Annotated in this window: 15 protein-coding genes; 8 read left to right on the top strand and 7 right to left on the bottom strand. The window is 70.9% G+C overall.

Annotation, left to right across the window (positions count from 1 at the left end; all coding sequences use genetic code 11):
• Window positions 1-71: 71 nt before the first annotated feature.
• Complete coding sequence (gene hutH / locus ACSUPV_RS15000) at window positions 72-1610, top strand: histidine ammonia-lyase (RefSeq protein ID WP_031119782.1); 1539 nt, start codon at window positions 72-74, stop codon at window positions 1608-1610.
• Between the two features lie 91 nt (window positions 1611-1701).
• On the opposite strand, the gene ACSUPV_RS14995 is transcribed toward hutH, so the two are convergent.
• Window positions 1702-1995, bottom strand: coding sequence for a hypothetical protein (locus ACSUPV_RS14995; RefSeq protein WP_031119781.1), 294 nt, complete (start codon window positions 1993-1995; stop codon window positions 1702-1704).
• A gap of 130 nt (window positions 1996-2125) precedes the next feature.
• On the opposite strand from ACSUPV_RS14995, the gene ACSUPV_RS14990 reads away from it, so the two are divergent.
• The 4 genes from ACSUPV_RS14990 (at window position 2126) to ACSUPV_RS14975 (ending at window position 8468) form a co-directional block, all read left to right on the top strand.
• Complete coding sequence (locus tag ACSUPV_RS14990) at window positions 2126-2464, top strand: hypothetical protein (RefSeq protein WP_051648264.1); 339 nt, start codon at window positions 2126-2128, stop codon at window positions 2462-2464.
• 268 nt (window positions 2465-2732) lie between these two features.
• A complete protein-coding gene (locus tag ACSUPV_RS14985; RefSeq protein WP_031119779.1) occupies window positions 2733-3983 on the top strand; it encodes a L,D-transpeptidase in 1251 nt (416 codons plus the stop codon).
• A 327-nt stretch (window positions 3984-4310) separates the two neighbouring features.
• Complete coding sequence (locus ACSUPV_RS14980) at window positions 4311-7625, top strand: S8 family serine peptidase (protein ID WP_037757563.1); 3315 nt, start codon at window positions 4311-4313, stop codon at window positions 7623-7625.
• 72 nt (window positions 7626-7697) lie between these two features.
• Window positions 7698-8468, top strand: coding sequence for a group II truncated hemoglobin (locus tag ACSUPV_RS14975; RefSeq protein WP_436947648.1), 771 nt, complete (start codon window positions 7698-7700; stop codon window positions 8466-8468).
• Between the two features lie 51 nt (window positions 8469-8519).
• Here the strand turns inward: ACSUPV_RS14975 and ACSUPV_RS14970 are convergent, their stop codons facing one another.
• The gene (locus ACSUPV_RS14970) at window positions 8520-9437 is read right to left on the bottom strand and encodes a helix-turn-helix domain-containing protein (protein WP_037757566.1); all 918 of its coding nucleotides are present in this window, start codon (window positions 9435-9437) and stop codon (window positions 8520-8522) included.
• A 181-nt stretch (window positions 9438-9618) separates the two neighbouring features.
• Between ACSUPV_RS14970 and ACSUPV_RS14965 the strand changes: the two genes are divergently transcribed.
• The 3 genes from ACSUPV_RS14965 (at window position 9619) to ACSUPV_RS14955 (ending at window position 12056) form a co-directional block, all read left to right on the top strand.
• Window positions 9619-10659 (top strand): NAD(P)-dependent alcohol dehydrogenase, encoded by a 1041-nt coding sequence (locus tag ACSUPV_RS14965; RefSeq protein WP_031119774.1) that lies wholly within the window; start codon window positions 9619-9621, stop codon window positions 10657-10659.
• A gap of 149 nt (window positions 10660-10808) precedes the next feature.
• On the top strand, window positions 10809-11192 hold the full coding sequence (locus ACSUPV_RS14960; RefSeq protein WP_031119773.1) for a VOC family protein: 384 nt from the start codon (window positions 10809-10811) through the stop codon (window positions 11190-11192).
• Between the two features lie 102 nt (window positions 11193-11294).
• A complete protein-coding gene (locus ACSUPV_RS14955) occupies window positions 11295-12056 on the top strand; it encodes an SDR family oxidoreductase (RefSeq protein ID WP_436947646.1) in 762 nt (253 codons plus the stop codon).
• A 49-nt stretch (window positions 12057-12105) separates the two neighbouring features.
• On the opposite strand, the gene ACSUPV_RS14950 is transcribed toward ACSUPV_RS14955, so the two are convergent.
• The 5 genes from ACSUPV_RS14950 to ACSUPV_RS14930 form a co-directional block, all read right to left on the bottom strand.
• On the bottom strand, window positions 12106-13029 hold the full coding sequence (locus ACSUPV_RS14950; protein ID WP_436949901.1) for a DUF5829 family protein: 924 nt from the start codon (window positions 13027-13029) through the stop codon (window positions 12106-12108).
• An 83-nt stretch (window positions 13030-13112) separates the two neighbouring features.
• Window positions 13113-13802 (bottom strand): DUF4389 domain-containing protein, encoded by a 690-nt coding sequence (locus ACSUPV_RS14945; RefSeq protein ID WP_031119770.1) that lies wholly within the window; start codon window positions 13800-13802, stop codon window positions 13113-13115.
• Between the two features lie 95 nt (window positions 13803-13897).
• Window positions 13898-15025, bottom strand: a complete 1128-nt coding sequence (locus tag ACSUPV_RS14940; RefSeq protein WP_031119769.1) for an AI-2E family transporter — start codon at window positions 15023-15025, stop codon at window positions 13898-13900.
• A 65-nt stretch (window positions 15026-15090) separates the two neighbouring features.
• The gene (gene msrA / locus ACSUPV_RS14935; protein WP_037757572.1) at window positions 15091-15759 is read right to left on the bottom strand and encodes a peptide-methionine (S)-S-oxide reductase MsrA; all 669 of its coding nucleotides are present in this window, start codon (window positions 15757-15759) and stop codon (window positions 15091-15093) included.
• Between the two features lie 112 nt (window positions 15760-15871).
• Entirely contained in the window at window positions 15872-16990 is a 1119-nt protein-coding gene (locus ACSUPV_RS14930) for a hypothetical protein (RefSeq protein WP_031119767.1), read from the bottom strand.
• Between the last annotated feature and the right edge of the window lie 119 nt (window positions 16991-17109).

Raw genomic sequence — 17109 nt, 5'->3', positions numbered from 1 at the left:
CAGTAAGGGGCGAACCCCGCCCCCCAGTGGTGACATCATCGAATTCACTGCGTACGCTCCTGAATATGGATATGCACACTGTGGTGGTGGGGACGTCCGGGGTGACCGCGTCCGACGTGCTCGCCGTGGCGCGTGCCGGCGCCCGCGTCGAGCTCTCCGAGGAGGCCGTGGCCGCCCTCGCCGCGGCCCGCGAGATCGTGGACGCGCTGGCGGCCAAGCCGGACCCCGTGTATGGCGTGAGCACCGGCTTCGGCGCCCTGGCGACCCGGCACATCAGCCCGGAGCTGCGCGCCCAGCTCCAGCGCAACATCGTCCGCTCGCACGCAGCCGGGATGGGGCCGAGGGTGGAACGCGAGGTCGTCCGCGCCCTGATGTTCCTGCGGCTGAAGACCGTCTGCTCCGGGCACACCGGCGTACGGCCCGAGGTCGCGCGGACCATGGCCGCCCTCCTCAACGCCGGTATCACCCCGGTCGTGCACGAGTACGGCAGCCTCGGCTGCTCCGGCGACCTCGCGCCGTTGTCCCACTGCGCGCTCACGCTCATGGGGGAGGGTGACGCCGAGGGCCCCGACGGCGTCGTGCGCCCGGCCGCCGAACTCCTCGCCGCGCACGGCATCCAGCCGGTCGAACTGCGCGAGAAGGAGGGCCTCGCCCTCCTCAACGGCACCGACGGCATGCTCGGCATGCTCGTCATGGCCCTGGCCGACCTGGACACGCTCTACCGCTCCGCCGACGTCACCGCCGCCCTCTCCCTGGAGGCCCTGCTCGGCACCGACAAGGTCCTCGCCCCCGAGCTGCACGCCATCCGGCCGCACCCGGGGCAGGCCGCCAGCGCCGCCAACATGCTGGCCGTGCTGAAGGGCTCGGGCCTGACGGGCCATCACCAGGACGACGCGCCGCGCGTCCAGGACGCCTACTCGGTGCGCTGCGCCCCGCAGGTCGCCGGGGCCGGGCGGGACACCCTGGCGCACGCCCGGCTGGTCGCCGACCGAGAGCTGGCCTCCGCGGTGGACAACCCCGTCGTCCTGGCCGACGGGCGCGTGGAGTCCAACGGCAACTTCCACGGGGCGCCCGTCGCCTACGTCCTGGACTTCCTCGCCATCGCCGCCGCCGACCTCGGCTCCATCGCGGAGCGGCGCACCGACCGGCTGCTCGACAAGAACCGCAGCCACGGCCTGCCGCCCTTCCTCGCCGACGACGCCGGTGTGGACTCGGGCCTGATGATCGCTCAGTACACGCAGGCCGCGCTGGTGAGCGAGCTGAAGCGGCTCGCCGTACCGGCGTCCGCCGATTCGATCCCGTCCTCCGCCATGCAGGAGGACCACGTCTCGATGGGCTGGTCGGCGGCGCGGAAGCTGCGCACGGCCGTCGACAACCTCGCCCGGGTCCTGGCCGTCGAGCTGTACGCCGCCACGCGCGCGATCGAACTGCGCGAGGGGCTGACCCCGGCGCCCGCGTCGCGGGCGGTCATCGACGCCCTGCGGGACGCGGGCGTCCAGGGCCCCGGACCGGACCGGTTCCTGGCGCCCGACCTGGCGGTGGCGGACGCGTTCCTGCGCGAGGGCCGGCTGCTGGCCGCGGTGGAGACCGTCACCGGACCGCTCCGATAGAACGGCCCGCGGGGCAGCGCAGGGACCTCCAGAGCGGCCCGCAGAGCAGAAGAAGGGCCTCGCCGACCGGCGGGGCCCTCGTCAAGTGCGGTCAGAAACCGAGCCGTTCCCGGCGGACCGAATACACCACGAACCCGGCGCCCAGCGTGAGGCAGAGGGTCCCGCCGATCACGTACGGGGTGCTGTCGAAGCTGCCGGTGTCGGCCAGCCGGGTACCGGTGACGGAGGTGTCGGCGGTCGTCGCGGCGATCCGCGCCTGCTCCGTGACCAGCGGCGACGGGCTCGTCCCGACCGCGTCTCTCACCGGGGAGTCCGACGTCGCGTTGGCGGACGGGACGAACCACAGGGCGCCCAGCAGGGTCGCCGCGGCGGTGGCGGTCAGCAACGGGCGGCGAGCGGATGACACGGAATATCGATCCCCTTGTGACGTCGGCGAATTGGCCGTGTGGGGCGATGTTAGTGAAAGGCGCGGGTCACGGGAAAGTCACGGGAGCTCTTGGCCGTACGCTCCCGCCATGAGCACTCCAGAGACATCACGGTTTGTACGGGTTCGGGTGGAAGTCGTTCTCGAAGTCGAGGACCCCGACGCCGTCACCAAGTCCGCGCTGCGTCGTCTCGCCGACGACGCCGGGATGCCCGCGGCGGAACGGACCCACGCCGAGAGCGCTGTGACGGAGGACACCGCCGAGGCCCTCGCGTATCTCGTTGATCCGTTCGACCTGGTCAGCCAGGTGCCGGGGGTGGAGCTCCAGCAGGCCTCCTGGAGCAGTGAACGGATCGACTACGACCCCGATTCGCCGGACTGGGACCTCGACGAGGATGATGTCGTCGACGACGAGGACGGCGACCGCTGAGACTGCCGGGGAAATGGGTGACCCCGGGCGGCAACCGCCGTCCGGGGTCTTCGCGTCTCATGGGGCGCATCGACCGCAGCCGCATCGCCCGGCACCGTACGCCACGGACGTGGTGATCCCCACACCTGGGTGACCTGGGGAACCGGGCGAACCGGTCGTAGCGTTGACAGTTCTCGACGAGGACTCGCGAGTCCTGACGGGGGCACTTGGATTTCTGACGGGGACACTCGGGGTTTTGGGGAAATCGGCAACGATGGAGAAGCGTGTGATGACGGTCAGTAAGCGGCGCAGGGGCCTGACGGTCGCGTCCGCACTGCTCGGCGGAGTGCTGGTGCTCTCGGCGTGTTCCGGCGGCGACGACAACGCCTCGGGCGGCGACGGCGGGGACAGCTCCCAGTCGAAGGTCGACGAGGCGGCGGCCAAGAAGACCTCCGAGGCCCAGATCAAGATCACGCCCAAGGACGGCTCGAACAACGCCTCGATCAACAACTCCGCGGCCGTCACGGTGAGCAAGGGCACGCTCACGAACGTGAAGATGACCACCTCCGACGGCACGGAGGTCAGCGGCCAGATATCCGCCGACAAGACCAGCTGGAAGCCCAGCGCGCAGCTGGAGCGTTCCACCACCTACAAGCTGTCGGCGGAGGCGAAGGACTCCGACGGTCGCGTCGCCCACGAGAACGCCTCGTTCACCACGGTCTCCCCGGCCAACAGCTTCATCGGCAACTTCACCCCGGACGACGGCACCACCGTCGGCGTCGGCATGCCGGTCTCGATCAACTTCGACAAGGCGATCACCAACAAGGCGGCCGTCCAGAAGGGCGTCGAGGTCAGCACGACCAGCGGCCAGGAGGTCGCCTGCCACTGGTTCAACGCCAACCGCATGGACTGCCGGCCCGAGGACTACTGGAAGGAAGGCTCCACCGTCACGCTGAAGCTCGCGCTCGACGGTGTCGAGGGCGCCGAGGGCGTCTACGGCGTCCAGCAGAAGACGGTCACCTTCAAGATCGGCCGCAACCAGATCTCCTACGTCGACGCGAAGACCAAGCAGATGAAGGTCACGCAGGACGGCAAGGTCGTGCGGACGATCCCGATCTCGGCCGGTGCCCCCGAGAACAAGACCTACGAGGGCCGCATGGTGATCTCCGAGAAGTTCAAGGAGACCCGGATGAACGGCGCGACCGTGGGCTTCACGGACGACGACGGCAAGGGCGAGTACGACATCAAGGACGTGCCGCACGCCATGCGCCTGTCCACCTCCGGCACGTTCATCCACGGCAACTACTGGGGCGCGAAGTCCATCTTCGGCAACGTGAACACCAGCCACGGCTGCGTCGGTCTCCAGGACGCCAAGGGCGCGGACGACCCGAACACGCCGGGCGCGTGGTTCTTCGACAACTCGATGATCGGTGACGTGGTGGTCGTGGAGAACACCGGCGACAAGACCATCGCCCCGGACAACGGCCTCAACGGCTGGAACATGAACTGGACGCAGTGGAAGGCGGGTTCGGCCGTCTGACGGCTTCCCCGGTCCACGACCCGATGCCGCCGTCCGCCCTTCACGGGCGGGCGGCGGCATCGTCGTTCGTCGGGCGTGTGCCGGGCATCCGCTCTTGTCAAGGAGAACACGCGTGCGCAATCGCCCAAGCCTGTAACAGAGTTCCGGCGGCCGTGTAACAGTCGGCCGACGGATTTCTTACCGTCTTCTCATCTATTGAGCGACTGATCACCTGTCGGCATACTGCGTATTCCGGGGGGTGTACGCGTATGCGTGCGAGACCACCCCCGGCCGGGTGAACGGGGAATTCGCCCGGTACATCTGCAAGGGGGAAACTTGCGCAGACAAGTGAAAAGGGCGTACGCGGCCACGGTCGCCACAGCGGCAGCCGTGGCCCTGGCGGCGGGCATGACCAGCCCGGCGTCGGCCGACGCCGAGCGGACGGCCGCGGCATCCAAGTCGGCCTCGCTCACGGCCAAGCACCACGTCACACTGATCACCGGCGACCGGGTCGCCCTCGACGCCAAGGGCCGTGTCGTCGGCCTGGAGCGGGCGAAGGGCCGTGAGGGCATTCCCGTCCAGGTCCGCAAGCTCGACGGGCACACCCTCGTGATCCCGGCCGACGCGGCCCGTCTGGTCGCCACCGGCAAGCTCGACCAGCGGCTCTTCGACGTCACCGAGCTGAACAAGTCCGCGACCCGCAAGGCCCAGAAGAAGGGCCTGAAGGTCATCGTCGGCTACAAGGGCAGCGCGGCCGCGGCCAAGGCCGACGTCCGTGACGCGGGCACGCTGAGCCACTCGCTGAAGTCGCTGAACGCGGACGCCGTGCAGGCGCCGCAGGAGGACGCGCCCGAGCTGTGGGACGCGGTCACCAACGGCGACAGGACCGCCTCCGGCATCGCGCACGTCTGGCTCGACGGCGTCCGCAAGGCCAGCCTCGACAAGTCCGTCCCGCAGATCGGCACGCCCAAGGCGTGGTCGGCCGGCTACGACGGCAAGGGCGTCACGATCGCCGTCCTGGACACCGGTGTCGACGCCACCCACGACGACCTCAAGGGCCAGGTCGTCGGCGCCAAGAACTTCACCACCTCGCCCGACACCACCGACAAGGTCGGCCACGGCACGCACGTCGCCTCCATCGCGGCCGGCACCGGCAAGAAGTCCGGCGGCAAGTACAAGGGCGTCGCGCCCGGCGCGAAGATCCTCAACGGCAAGGTCCTCGACGACGGCGGATTCGGCAGCGACTCCGAGATCCTCGCCGGCATGGAGTGGGCCGCGGCCGAGGGCGCCGACGTCATCAACATGAGCCTGGGCGGCGGCGACACCCCCGCGATCGACGCGCTGGAAGCGGGGGTGAACAAGCTCTCCGAGGAGAAGGGGGTCCTGTTCGCCATCGCCGCCGGCAACGAGGGCGACTTCGGCGAGCAGACCATCGGCTCCCCGGGCAGCGCCGCCGCGGCCCTGACCGTCGGCGCGGTCGACGACAAGGACGTGCTGGCCGACTTCTCCAGCCGCGGCCCCGGCATGGACGGCGCCCTCAAGCCCGACGTGACCGCGCCCGGCGTGGACATCACCGCGGCCTCCGCCCCGGGCAACCTGATAGCCCAGGACGTCGGCGAGAAGCCGGCCGGCTACATGACGATCTCCGGTACGTCGATGGCAACCCCGCACGTCGCGGGCGCGGCGGCGATCCTGAAGCAGCAGCACCCCGAGTGGAAGTACGCCGAGCTGAAGGGCGCCCTCACGGGCTCCACCAAGGGCGGCAAGTACACGCCGTTCCAGCAGGGTTCGGGCCGCATCCAGGTCGACCAGGCCATCAAGCAGTCCGTGATCGCCGAGCCGGCGTCCGTGAGCTTCGGCGTCCAGCAGTGGCCGCACACCGACGACAAGCCGGTCACCAAGGAACTGACGTACCGCAACCTCGGTACGAAGGACGTCACGCTGAAGCTGGCGTCGACCGCCACCAACCCGAAGGGCCAGGCCGCCCCGGCCGGCTTCTTCAAGCTCGGCGCCACCTCGGTGACCGTCCCGGCCGGCGGCAAGGCCTCGGTCCCGTTCACCGTCAACACCAAGCTGGGCGGCACGGTCGACGGCGCGTACTCCTCGTACGTGACGGCGACGGGCGGCGGCCAGACGATCCGCACGGCGGCGGCGGTGCAGCGTGAGGTGGAGTCGTACGACGTCACGCTGAAGGTCCTGAACCGCGACGGCAAGCCGGCGAAGAACTACAGCGCCGACCTGACCGGCATCGCGGGCCTCGCCAAGGGCAAGGGGGCCATGCCGTACGACGAGGACGGCACGGTCACCGCGCGGCTCGCCAAGGGCACCTACATCCTCAACTCGAACGTCTACGTGGGCGACGACCCGGAGAAGTTCGAGGGCGTCGACTGGCTCGCGCAGCCCAAGCTGAACGTCACCAAGAACACGACGGTCACGCTGGACGCCCGCAAGGCCAAGGCGGTGGACATCACCGTCCCCGCCCCGGGCGCCAAGTCCGAGTTCGCCTCGGCGGACTACACCGTGGAAGCCGGTGACAACAGCTACGGCTTCGGCTGGTGGCTGGAGTCCTTCGGGGACATCCGCACCGCCCACGTCGGCCCGCAGATCACCGACGGCTCGGTGACCCAGCAGTGGGACGGCCACTGGAGCAAGGGCGACAAGGAGGAGTACGACATCGTCGCCGGCGGGCCGGTCAAGCAGCTCGCCACCGGTTTCACCAAGCACTACAAGGCCGGTGAGCTGGCCACGGTGAAGGTCGGCCTCGGTGCCGCGGCGAGCGGCAAGAAGGGCGCGGTCAGCGCGGTGGGCTGGATGCCGTGGAGCACCGGCGCCTCCTCGATCGGCATCCCGCAGACCCTGCCCGGCACCCGCACGCTGCACCTGTCCGCCCAGGGCGGTGTGGAGTGGCAGCTCGAGTTCGCCCAGTACGGCGGGGTGGACCAGGACGGCTTCCCGGTCGACGAGGCCGCCTACGCGATGGGCCAGCAGAAGTACGCGGCCGGCAAGAGCTACTCCAAGACCGTCAACACGGCCGTCTTCGGACCGCGGCTCAACGCCGACTTCGGCATCTTCCGCGAGAACAACGAGATCTACGGTTCCCTGCCGCTGTTCGCCGACAGCAAGGGCAACGTGGGCTACTCGCAGTTCACCTCGGCCGCCACGACGCTGTACCGCAACGGCAAGAAGGTCGGCAGCAACGACGACCCGCTGTTCGGCGAGAAGCCGTTCAAGGTGCCGGCCGGTGACGCCGAGTACAAGCTGACGACGTCGGTCAAGCGCAGCGTCAAGGTCGCGGCGGCCTCCACCCGCATCGACGCCAGCTGGACGTTCCGCTCGAAGAAGACCAGCGACATCAAGCAGCTGCCCGCCTCCACGGCCCGCTTCAACGCGGCCACGGGCCTGGACAGCAAGGTCCCGGCCGGCAAGACGGCCAGCATCCCGGTCACCGTCGAGGGCGCGGCCAAGGGCAGCAACCTGAAGTCGCTGTCGGTGTACGTGTCGTACGACTACGGCAAGACCTGGAAGAAGCTCGACGTCAAGAACGGCAAGATCACCGTCAAGAACCCGGAGAAGGGGAAGGCCATCTCCTTCCACGCCAAGATCGCCGACAAGAAGGGCAACAAGTCGACGATATCGATCTACAACGCGTACTACGGCAAGTGATCCGTAGCGCCTGAAGCGAACCGCCCGCCGGAAGACAAGCGTCCGGCGGGCGGTTCGTGCTTCCGTGGTGCCATGACGGCCCACACAGTCGAGTACGTCCGGTACCGCGTCCCCGAGCAGCGTTCGGCGGAGTTCCTGGCCGCCTACGGCCGCGCCGCGGCCCACCTGTCCGCGTCCCCCCACTGCGTCGACTACGAGCTGACGCACTGCGCGGAGGACCGCGAGCACTACATCCTGCGCATCACCTGGACCTCGGTGAAGGACCACCTCGAAGGCTTCCGCACCTCAGAGCAGTTCCCGGGCTTCTTCGCCGAGATCCGCCCGTACGTCGAGAACATCGAGGAGATGCGCCACTACGAGTCGACCGCCGTGCGCGGCGCCGGTTCCGCCGTCCCCACGCTGTACGACTGGGCGGGCGGCGCGGAGGCCTTCTCGCGCCTCACCGAGGTCTTCTACGGCAGGGTGCTGAAGGACGACCTGCTGGCTCCGGTGTTCGCGGGGCTGGCCCCCGAGCACGCCGAGCACGTCGCCCTGTGGCTCGGCGAGGTCTTCGGCGGTCCGCCCGCCTACTCGCGGAGCCAGGGCGGACACGGCCACATGGTCGCCAAGCACGCGGGCAAGCACATCACCGAGCCCCAGCGCCGCCGCTGGGTGAACCTCGTCCAGGACGCCGCCGACGAGGCGGGCCTGCCGACCGACGCGGAGTTCCGCTCGGCGTTCCTGGCCTACGTGGAGTGGGGGACACGGCTCGCCGTCCACTTCTCCAGCCCGGGCGCGAAACCTCCGGCGGAGCAGGCGGTGCCCACGTGGACATGGGGGGCGGCTCCGCCCTACCAGGGATGAGGGCGGCTCCGCCGTACCAGTCATGACGGGTGGGGCGGCAGGGACTGTGCGTCAGGCCGGCGGGGCGGATGACGCCCCGGTGCCCGAGCGCAGCGCGTCCGCCCCCCAGCTCGCCAGCAGCCGCAGCGCGTCCGCCGACGACGAATCCGGCTCCGCGTGGTACGTGATCAGGGACTGCTCGGCGTCGTCGACCAGGCGGAACGTCTCGAAGGACAGGGTCAGGTCGCCGACCAGGGGGTGGCGCATGCGCTTGACGCCGTGGCTCTTCTCCTTGACGTCGTGGGCGGCCCAGAGGCGGCGGAACTCCTCGCTCTTCACCGACAGCTCACCCACCAGCGCGGACAGCTGCGGGTCGTCCGGGTGGCAGCCCGCGTCCATGCGCAGATAGCCGACGATGTCGGACGCCTTCTGGTCCCACTCGACGAACAGCTCGCGGTACTCGGGCCTGAGGAACACCAGCCGCGCCCAGTTGCGCTCCGGCGCCGGCAGCTCCGCCCAGTCGCCGAAGAGGGCCGCGGCCATCCGGTTCCAGGCCAGGATCTCCGAACGGCGCCCGACGATGTAGGCCGGGACGCTGTCGATCGAGTCCAGCAGGTGCCGCAGCGCCGGCCGCACCTGCCGGCTGCGCGCCGCCGGCTTCTTCTTGTGCTGCTTCGGCTTCGCCAGGTGCGTGAGGTGCGCGTGCTCGGCGTCGCTCAGCCGCAGGGCGCGCGCGATCGCGTCCAGCACCTCCGCCGAGACGTTGCGGCCGTTGCCCTGCTCCAGCCGCGTGTAGTACGCCACGGACACCCCGGCCAGCTGCGCCAGCTCCTCGCGGCGCAGCCCAGGCACCCGCCGCCGCCCGAAGTCGGGCAGCCCCACGTCCTCCGGCTTCAGCCGGGCACGCCGGGTGCGCAGGAACTCGCTGAGCTCCGCACGCCGGTCCAGGCCGCCGCCGGCCGTCCGTGCGGGTTCGGGCTGTTCGTCCATGCGTCCCAGTATTCCCGGTCGTACGCACGGCAGCCTGACCCCGCCAGTGGTACGCACGCTGTGCGTACGCAAAACCGTGGTCTGGGTGAACCCTCGCGGCTCCGGCACGCTGGTGATCGTGCCCGGTCGGAACATCCAGAAGGCATTCGGGCACAGAGACTTTGCTAGGAGAAACCCCGGCATGACCACTGTTGCTGCGTACGCCGCTCCCGCTCCCAAGGCTCCCCTGGAGCGCACCACCATCGAGCGCCGCCAGGTCGGCGAGTTCGACGTCCTGATCGACATCAAGTTCGCCGGCATCTGCCACTCGGACATCCACCAGGCCCACGAGGGCTGGGGAGAGGCGATCTTCCCGATGGTCCCCGGCCACGAGATCGCCGGTGTCGTCGCCGAGGTCGGCCCCGGCGTGACCAAGTTCGCCGTCGGCGACCGCGTGGGCGTCGGCTGCATGGTCGACTCCTGCCGCGAGTGCGAGAACTGCAAGGCCGGCCGCGAGCAGTACTGCGTCCAGGGCAACATCCCGACGTACAACGGCATCGGCAAGGACGGCGAGCCCACCTACGGCGGCTACTCGCAGAAGGTCGTCGTCGACGAGAACTTCGTCCTCCGCATCCCCGACTCCCTGCCCCTCGACGTCGCCGCGCCGCTGCTGTGCGCCGGCATCACCCTCTACTCGCCGCTGAAGCGGTTCGGTGCCGGCCCCGGCAAGAAGGTCGCGATCGTCGGCCTGGGCGGCCTCGGCCACATGGGCGTCAAGATCGCCCACGCGCTCGGCGCCGAGGTGACCGTGCTGTCGCAGTCCCTGCGCAAGCGTGAGGACGGCCTGAAGCTGGGCGCGGACCACTACTACGCCACCAGCGACCCGAAGACCTTCGAGGAGCTGGCCGGCACGTTCGACCTGATCGTCTCCACGGTGTCGGCCCCGCTGGACTTCGGCGCCTACCTGTCGCTGCTGAAGACGGAGGGCACGCTGGCCAACGTCGGCGCCCCCGAGGAGCCCATCTCCCTGAACCTCTTCTCGGTGATCGGCGGCGGCAAGACCCTCGCCGGCTCCCTGATCGGCGGTATCGCCGAGACCCAGGAGATGCTGGACTTCTGCGCCGAGCACGGCCTCGGTGCCGAGATCGAGCTGATCCGCGGCGACCAGATCAACGAGGCGTACGAGCGCGTGCTGGCCAGCGACGTGCGCTACCGGTTCGTGATCGACACGGCCACCATCTGACCGGCTGAGACCGTTTCCGAGGGCCCCGACCGTGCGCCGGGGCCCTCGGGCGCGTCCGGCGTTCGAAGACGCACGAGAGGGTACAAGCGGCGTACCAACGGGGTACACGACGGGAGTGCCCCAGGGGGGTCCGCCAGGGGAGGCCCACCATGACCGTGCAGCTGAACCACACCATCGTCGTCGCCCACGACAAGCGCGCCTCGGCCCGGTTCCTCGCCGACATCCTCGGGCTCGACGTGAGCCCGCCCTACGGACCGTTCCTCCCGGTCGAGATCCCCAACGGCGTGACACTCGACTTCATGGACAGCCCCGGCGCCATCACGCCGCAGCACTACGCCTTCCTCGTCTCGGAGGAGGAGTTCGACGAGATCTTCGCCCGTATCCAGGAGGCCGGTCTGACGTACTGGGCGGACCCCTTCCACAGCCGCCCCGGCGAGATCAACCACAACGACGGCGGCCGCGGCGCGTACTTCGACGACCCGGACGGCCACCGCCTGGAGATCATCACGAGGCCCTACGGCAGCGGCGGCTGACCCCCGCCCACCGCCCGCCCGCCCCGGGCTCGTCACATCCTCCTGCCGCCGTCCGTCATACCGGCGAAGGCGACAGAGGAAGCGACGAGCCGGGGAGCGGTCATGGCATCACCGATTCTGGTCACGGGCGGCACGGGCACCCTCGGCGGGCACGTCGTGCCGCTGCTGCGGGCGTCCGGCCACGAGGTGCGGATCCTCAGCCGGAGCCCGCGCCCGGCCGCGGACGGCGTCGAGTACGTCACCGGTGACCTGCTGACGGGCGAGGGCGTGGCCGCCGCCGTGGCGGGCGCGCGGACCGTGCTGCACCTCGCGGGCGGCCCCAAGGGCGACGACGAGGCGGCCCGCACCCTGGTCCGCGCCGCGTCCCGGGCCGGGGTGCGGCACCTGGTGCACATCTCGGTCATCGGCGCGGACCGGGTCCCGCTGGCCTGGATGCGCGCCAAGCTGGAATCGGAGCGGGCCGTCGCGGAATCGGGCATCCCGTGGACGACCCTGCGCGCGGCCCAGTTCCACGACCTCACCCTGACCATGGTCGAGAAGATGGCGAAGCTGCCGGTGTTCCCGGTCCCCGGGGGCCTCCGGCTCCAGCCGGTCGACTCCCGTGAGGTCGCCGCCCGCCTCGTGGAACTGACCCTCGGCGGCCCGTCCGGCCTGGTCCCGGACATGGCCGGGCCGCACGTCCACGACCTGGCCGCCCTGGCCCGCCCCTACCTCCGCCTGCGCGGCAGGCGCCGCCCCATGCTGCCGGTCCGCATCCCCGGGAAGGCGGGGCGGGCGTACCGGGCCGGGGCGAACCTGACTCTGTCGGGAGCGGAGACGGGCAAGCGGACCTGGGAGCGGTTCCTGGAGGAAAGGCTGGGCTAGGGGGCCGTGGACACCCCCAGGTGGTGTCCACGGCCCTCCGGGGCTGGCGTCAGCCGGCGGGGCTCGGCCCGTCCTGGTCCCCGAACGTCCACACGGCGTGGGCGCCGGGGCCGACGACGAGGGATGAGTGGCCGATCCGCTCCTCGTGCCGGTACGGCACCGGCCGGTTCAGCGCCATCTCGACCTGCCGCAGACCCACCTGGTCGAGGGGCACGACGTCGAAGCGGAGGGTGGTGCCGCCGCCCTTGGCGACGACGCCCCCGCCCGGCAGGGACCGGACGGCGAACCCGCCGGCCTTCAGCAGCGGCACCGTGCCGGCGAGGTCCCGCGCGGTCACCGCGAGCCGGACGCCGGTCACGTCCCGCATCAGCCGGTCGCGGTAGGTGTCGGGCAGATAGCGCTCCCGGCCCACGTCGCCGGGGTGTGCGGCGGGCTCGGTGTTGCTGCGCGGGTCGGCGAAGTACTCCGGCCGGTACTCCATGCCCCAGGCGCCGAACACGTCGTACTGGTCGGTGGTGAACACGGCGTCGAACCACGGCACGGGCACGCCGTCGCCGAAGTCGCGCGTCTGCCGGAACGCGACCGGGTCGCTGATCCCGAGCTCCCGCAGCCGCTCGGTCACCGTGGGCAGGTCACCGGCGCGCTCGGTCGACACGCCCAGGCCGGCGGCGCCGAGGGTGCCGTCCTTTCCGGGCAGATCGCCCACGCCGAACAGTTCGAGGTAGGTCTCGCGGCCCATCAGATAGCGGCCGGTCCAGGTCTGCCCGCCGGACCCGGTCGTGGTGCGGACCTGGAAGTGGGCGAACTCCCGCAGGTAGGAGGAGTGCTCGATGGCGTCGGCGGTCTCGCGGTCGAGCACGCCGTAGGCGTGGTTGTAGAACAGCAGCTGCCGTCCGGTCACCGGCGCGCCCTCCTCGGCGTGCGCCGTGCCCTGGACCGCCCCCGCGAGGGCCAGGGCCATGACCATGATCACCTGTAACGCTCGTCTGAGAACCATGCGAAGGAGCGTAAGGCGGGAGGAAGGGATTCCGCCGGGGCTGCGGACAGTCGCGGAGGTCAGGTCTTGGTCAGCGGGGGGCCGGGCGCGGGCGCGGGCGGTGCCTCCCGGCCGCCCATGTCCAGACGGAACGGCGGGTACTGGTCGGTCAGCAGCGCGGCGTAGGCCGTCACGCGGGCCGTCCAGCGGGCGAGGCCGATCAGGAAGTCGAAGAGGTGCCGCGGGTAGCGGGCGGTGAACAGCAGGACGACCACCGCGACGAGGGAGAGGAAGGGCACCACCCCGCCACCGCGCCAGCCGTCCCTCCCGTCCCAGCCCCAGCCGCCCCCGACGAACATCCCGACGACGATGTACTGCGGGATCGCCAGCAGCCACCACTTCACCAGGACCAGCCCGCGGGACAGCCGCTCCGGGTAGGCGACGTCGAAGTGCGCCGGGTAGTCGGGCACGTCGGCGAGCGTGAACGGCGGGTACCGGTCGGTGCCGAGCGCGGTGTGCGCGTAGTAGCTCACCCGCCAGTTCCAGCGCAGCACGCCGACGCTGAAGTCGAAGAGGGACCGCGGATACCGGCCGGTGAACAGGATGGCGAAGAAGGCGATCACGGTCACGACGACGAACGCGATCCACAGGAACACCAGCACGACGTAGTGCGGGATGGCGAGCAGCCACTTCACCAGCCACATCCAGCGGGACAGCCGGGAATCGACGGACGCCTCCAGGCGCACGGGTGACGCTGCGACAGGAATCATGGGGCGGAGCTCCTTCCGCCTGCAGCCTCACAGGCGTGGAGGAGCGCCGCGACCTGGGCGGGGCCGTTCGCGTGCCCCGGCCGCGCCCCGGCCGCCTACGACGGAACGGCGGCGGTGTCCGGATCGTCCGGGCCCGGATCGTCGGGGCCCGGTGCGGCCGCCGTCTCGACGAGCTGCTCGCGCACGTAGTTCCAGACGACGGCGATCAGCGCGGCGACCGGCACGGCGAGCAGGCTGCCGACGATGCCGGCCAGACTGCCGCCCAGCGTCACGGCCAGCAGCACCACGGCCGCGTGGAGACCGAGCCCCCGGCTCTGGATCATGGGCTGGAAGACGTTGCCCTCCAGTTGCTGCACCACGACGATGATGGCCAGCACGATCAGCGCGTCCGTCAGGCCGTTGGAGACCAGCGCGATGAGGACCGCGACGAAGCCGGCGAACAACGCGCCGATGATCGGCACGAACGCGGAGACGAAGGTCAGCACCGCCAGGGGCAGCACCAGCGGGACGCCCAGGATCCACAGGCCCAGCCCGATCAGGACGGCGTCCAGCAGGCCGACGGCCGCCTGGGACCGCACGAAGGCGCCCAGCGTGGCCCAGCCGCGTGCGAACACGGTCGGGACGTCCGTGGCGAGCCGGCCGGGCAGCTGACGGGCGAGCCAGGGCAGGAACCGCGGTCCGTCCTTGAGGAAGAAGAACATCAGGAACAGGGCCAGGACGGCGGTGACGACGCCGTTCACCACCGTGCTCACGCCCGTGACGACAGCGCCCACCATGCTGCCGAGGCCCTCCTGGGCGCGGGCGACCGCGCTGTCGAAGGCCTTGTTGATCTGCGCGTCCCCGATGTTCAGCGGCGGCCCGGCGGCCCATTCGCGCAGTCGCTGGATGCCCTCCACCACACCGTCGGTCAGCTCACCCGACTGGGATGCCACCGGCACCGCGATCAACGCCACGACGCCCACGGCGACCAGCAGGAACAGCACGGTCACCACCGACGCGGCGAGCGCGGGCGGCCACCCGCGCCGCCGCAGGAACCGGGCCACGGGCCAGGTCAGCGTGGTCAGCAGCAGCCCGACGACGAGCGGCCACACCACCGACCACATCCGGCCCAAAAGCCACAGAGCCACGGCCAGTCCGGCCAACACCAGCAGCAACTCGGCGGAGATCCGCGCGGATATCCGCAACGCGGCACGGGATCTGGAGGTACTCAGGGGCGCAGTCACGGGGGCACCCTAGTGGGTCCCCGGGTGCTCGGGCCGTGCCGGACCCCCGGCACGGCCGACGGTCGTCAGCCTTCGGCCCGGGCCACACCGACCGGGCAGGACACGCCCGTGCCCCCGATGCCGCAGTAGCCCGCCGGGTTCTTGTCCAGGTACTGCTGGTGGTAGCCCTCCGCCGGGTAGAAGGGGCGGCCCTGGGCCGGGACGATCTCCGTGGTGATGCCGCCGTAGCCGGAGGACGTGAGGACCTTCTGGTACGACTCGCGGGAGGCCCGGGCCGCGGCTTCCTGCTCGGGGGAGTGGGTGTAGATCGCCGAGCGGTACTGCGTGCCCACGTCGTTGCCCTGGCGGAAGCCCTGCGTGGGGTCGTGCGCCTCCCAGAACGTCTTCAGCAGGCGCTCGTACGAGATCACCGCCGGGTCGTACACCACCCGCACGACCTCCGTGTGGCCGGTCAGGCCCGAGCAGACCTCCTCGTACGTGGGGTTCTCCGTGTGGCCGCCCTGGTAGCCGACCAGGGTCGTCCACACACCGGCCGGGAGCTGCCAGAACTTGCGCTCGGCACCCCAGAAGCAGCCCAGGCCGAAGTCGGCGGTCTCCAGGCCCTCGGGGTAGGGGCCGAGCAGCGGGTTGCCGAGGACGGTGTGGCGGTCGGGGACCGTGAACGCCGGCTCCGGGCGGCCGGGCAGCGCCTGCTCGGGGGTCGGCAGCTGGGGCGTACGGCTGTGCAGGAACATGCGTCTCCAATCGGCGTGACACCCGCACGGGGCGACGTCGGCGTGACACCCGCACGGGGCGACGCCCCTCACAACGTGCGGCGACCGGGGGGAATTCCGACCCGGGCCGTGCTCAGTGGGGCAGGCTCGCCGGGTTGCCGCCGTTCGCCTCGTAGCCCGCCACCGCCAGCGCCCGGTACACCGCGAACTCCGCCGCGGGGTCGGCGGACAGGGTCCAGGGCAGGGCGCCCACATGGCCGTCGACGCGCACCAGCTGGTTCATGGCCTCCGCCCAGCGCTCGCCGCGGACCAGGAAGAAGACCAGCATGTGCCGTACGTGCGCCAGCATCGGGTCGTCGGGGCGGGCCGAGTGCACCGCGTGCAACGCGCCGTGGACCGCCTTCGTGACGACCTCCGTCTGCCAGAAGCTGCTGACCAGGGTCACCTCGGGGAGGTGTTCGAACACCGCGAAGAGCGGCATCGCCGCCAGCAGGGAGCCCTGCGGGGCCCGGGCCGCCGCGGCCTCCGCGAACGAGTAGGCCAGCTCACGCGAGCCGTGCCACTTCTCGCACCAGTAGTGCAGGGCGGCCAGGTGCGCCCCCATGTGGTTCGGGGCGCGGTCCAGGATCTTCAGCCAGAGCTGCTCGAAGTCCTTCTGGGAGTAGCCCAGCCCGCGGGCCACCGACAGCTCCACGATGTACGGGATCGGATCGCCGGGGGCCAGCAGCGCCGCCTCGCCGCACGCCGCCTTCGCCTCCTCCATGATGATCCGGAACTCGTCCGTCCCGGGCGTCGCCGTCCGCCACGCCTGCTGCACCAGGAACTCGGCGTGCACCGCCGCGCCGCCCGCGTCCTTGGGCGCCTCGGCCCGCCACACCCGCAGCCACTGCCCGCCCGGCGCCTCGCCCACGCCGCCGGGCCGTTGCGCGAGCTCCAGCGAGGCCGCACCCGCGAAGGCCTGCACGCGCTGCCAGCGCCGCTCGCCCTCCGTCTCCGTGCCCGCGAGGAGCTGCTGCGCCGCGCGGTAGTCCTGCGTGCGCTGCACCACGTCGAGGACGTCCAGCAGGTCCTGGTCGGGGCCGGGCATGCGGATGTCGAGCTCCTCCTCGCGGACGAAGCCGTAGTTCGCCGGGTCCGCGGCGTCCGGGTGGTCGGGCGAGACCAGCCCGATCGCACCGCGCCCGCGCCGCAGGAAGGGGAGCAGCACGAAGCCCAGCATGACCAGTGCGATCAGGACCCAGAGAATCTCCATGCAACAAGCGAACCAGACCGTGCCGACAATTGGCCAACCTGATCCGCGAACCTGTGGAAAACCTGGCCGCGCGGTCCCCGCCACCCTGGGGAAAACCCGGGTCCGGGCCCGGCCGGCCG

It is taken from the genome of Streptomyces sp. SudanB52_2052, from assembly GCF_964272415.1.
GTDB lineage: Bacteria > Actinomycetota > Actinomycetes > Streptomycetales > Streptomycetaceae > Streptomyces > Streptomyces olindensis.
Note: the sequence above shows the minus strand (reverse complement) of the source record. Positions and strands in the feature narration are given on the sequence as shown.

Excerpts from the sequence above, each read along its gene's own strand:
- hutH (WP_031119782.1), top strand. The coding sequence starts at position 72 with ATGCACACTGTGGTGGTGGGGACGTCCGGGGTGACCGCGTCCGACGTG.
- ACSUPV_RS14990 (WP_051648264.1), top strand. The coding sequence starts at position 2,126 with ATGAGCACTCCAGAGACATCACGGTTTGTACGGGTTCGGGTGGAAGTC.
- ACSUPV_RS14985 (WP_031119779.1), top strand. The coding sequence starts at position 2,733 with ATGACGGTCAGTAAGCGGCGCAGGGGCCTGACGGTCGCGTCCGCACTG.
- ACSUPV_RS14975 (WP_436947648.1), top strand. The coding sequence starts at position 7,698 with ATGACGGCCCACACAGTCGAGTACGTCCGGTACCGCGTCCCCGAGCAG.
- ACSUPV_RS14970 (WP_037757566.1), bottom strand. The coding sequence starts at position 9,437 with ATGGACGAACAGCCCGAACCCGCACGGACGGCCGGCGGCGGCCTGGAC.
- ACSUPV_RS14965 (WP_031119774.1), top strand. The coding sequence starts at position 9,619 with ATGACCACTGTTGCTGCGTACGCCGCTCCCGCTCCCAAGGCTCCCCTG.
- ACSUPV_RS14960 (WP_031119773.1), top strand. The coding sequence starts at position 10,809 with ATGACCGTGCAGCTGAACCACACCATCGTCGTCGCCCACGACAAGCGC.
- ACSUPV_RS14955 (WP_436947646.1), top strand. The coding sequence starts at position 11,295 with ATGGCATCACCGATTCTGGTCACGGGCGGCACGGGCACCCTCGGCGGG.
- ACSUPV_RS14945 (WP_031119770.1), bottom strand. The coding sequence starts at position 13,802 with ATGATTCCTGTCGCAGCGTCACCCGTGCGCCTGGAGGCGTCCGTCGAT.
- msrA (WP_037757572.1), bottom strand. The coding sequence starts at position 15,759 with ATGTTCCTGCACAGCCGTACGCCCCAGCTGCCGACCCCCGAGCAGGCG.
- ACSUPV_RS14930 (WP_031119767.1), bottom strand. The coding sequence starts at position 16,990 with ATGGAGATTCTCTGGGTCCTGATCGCACTGGTCATGCTGGGCTTCGTG.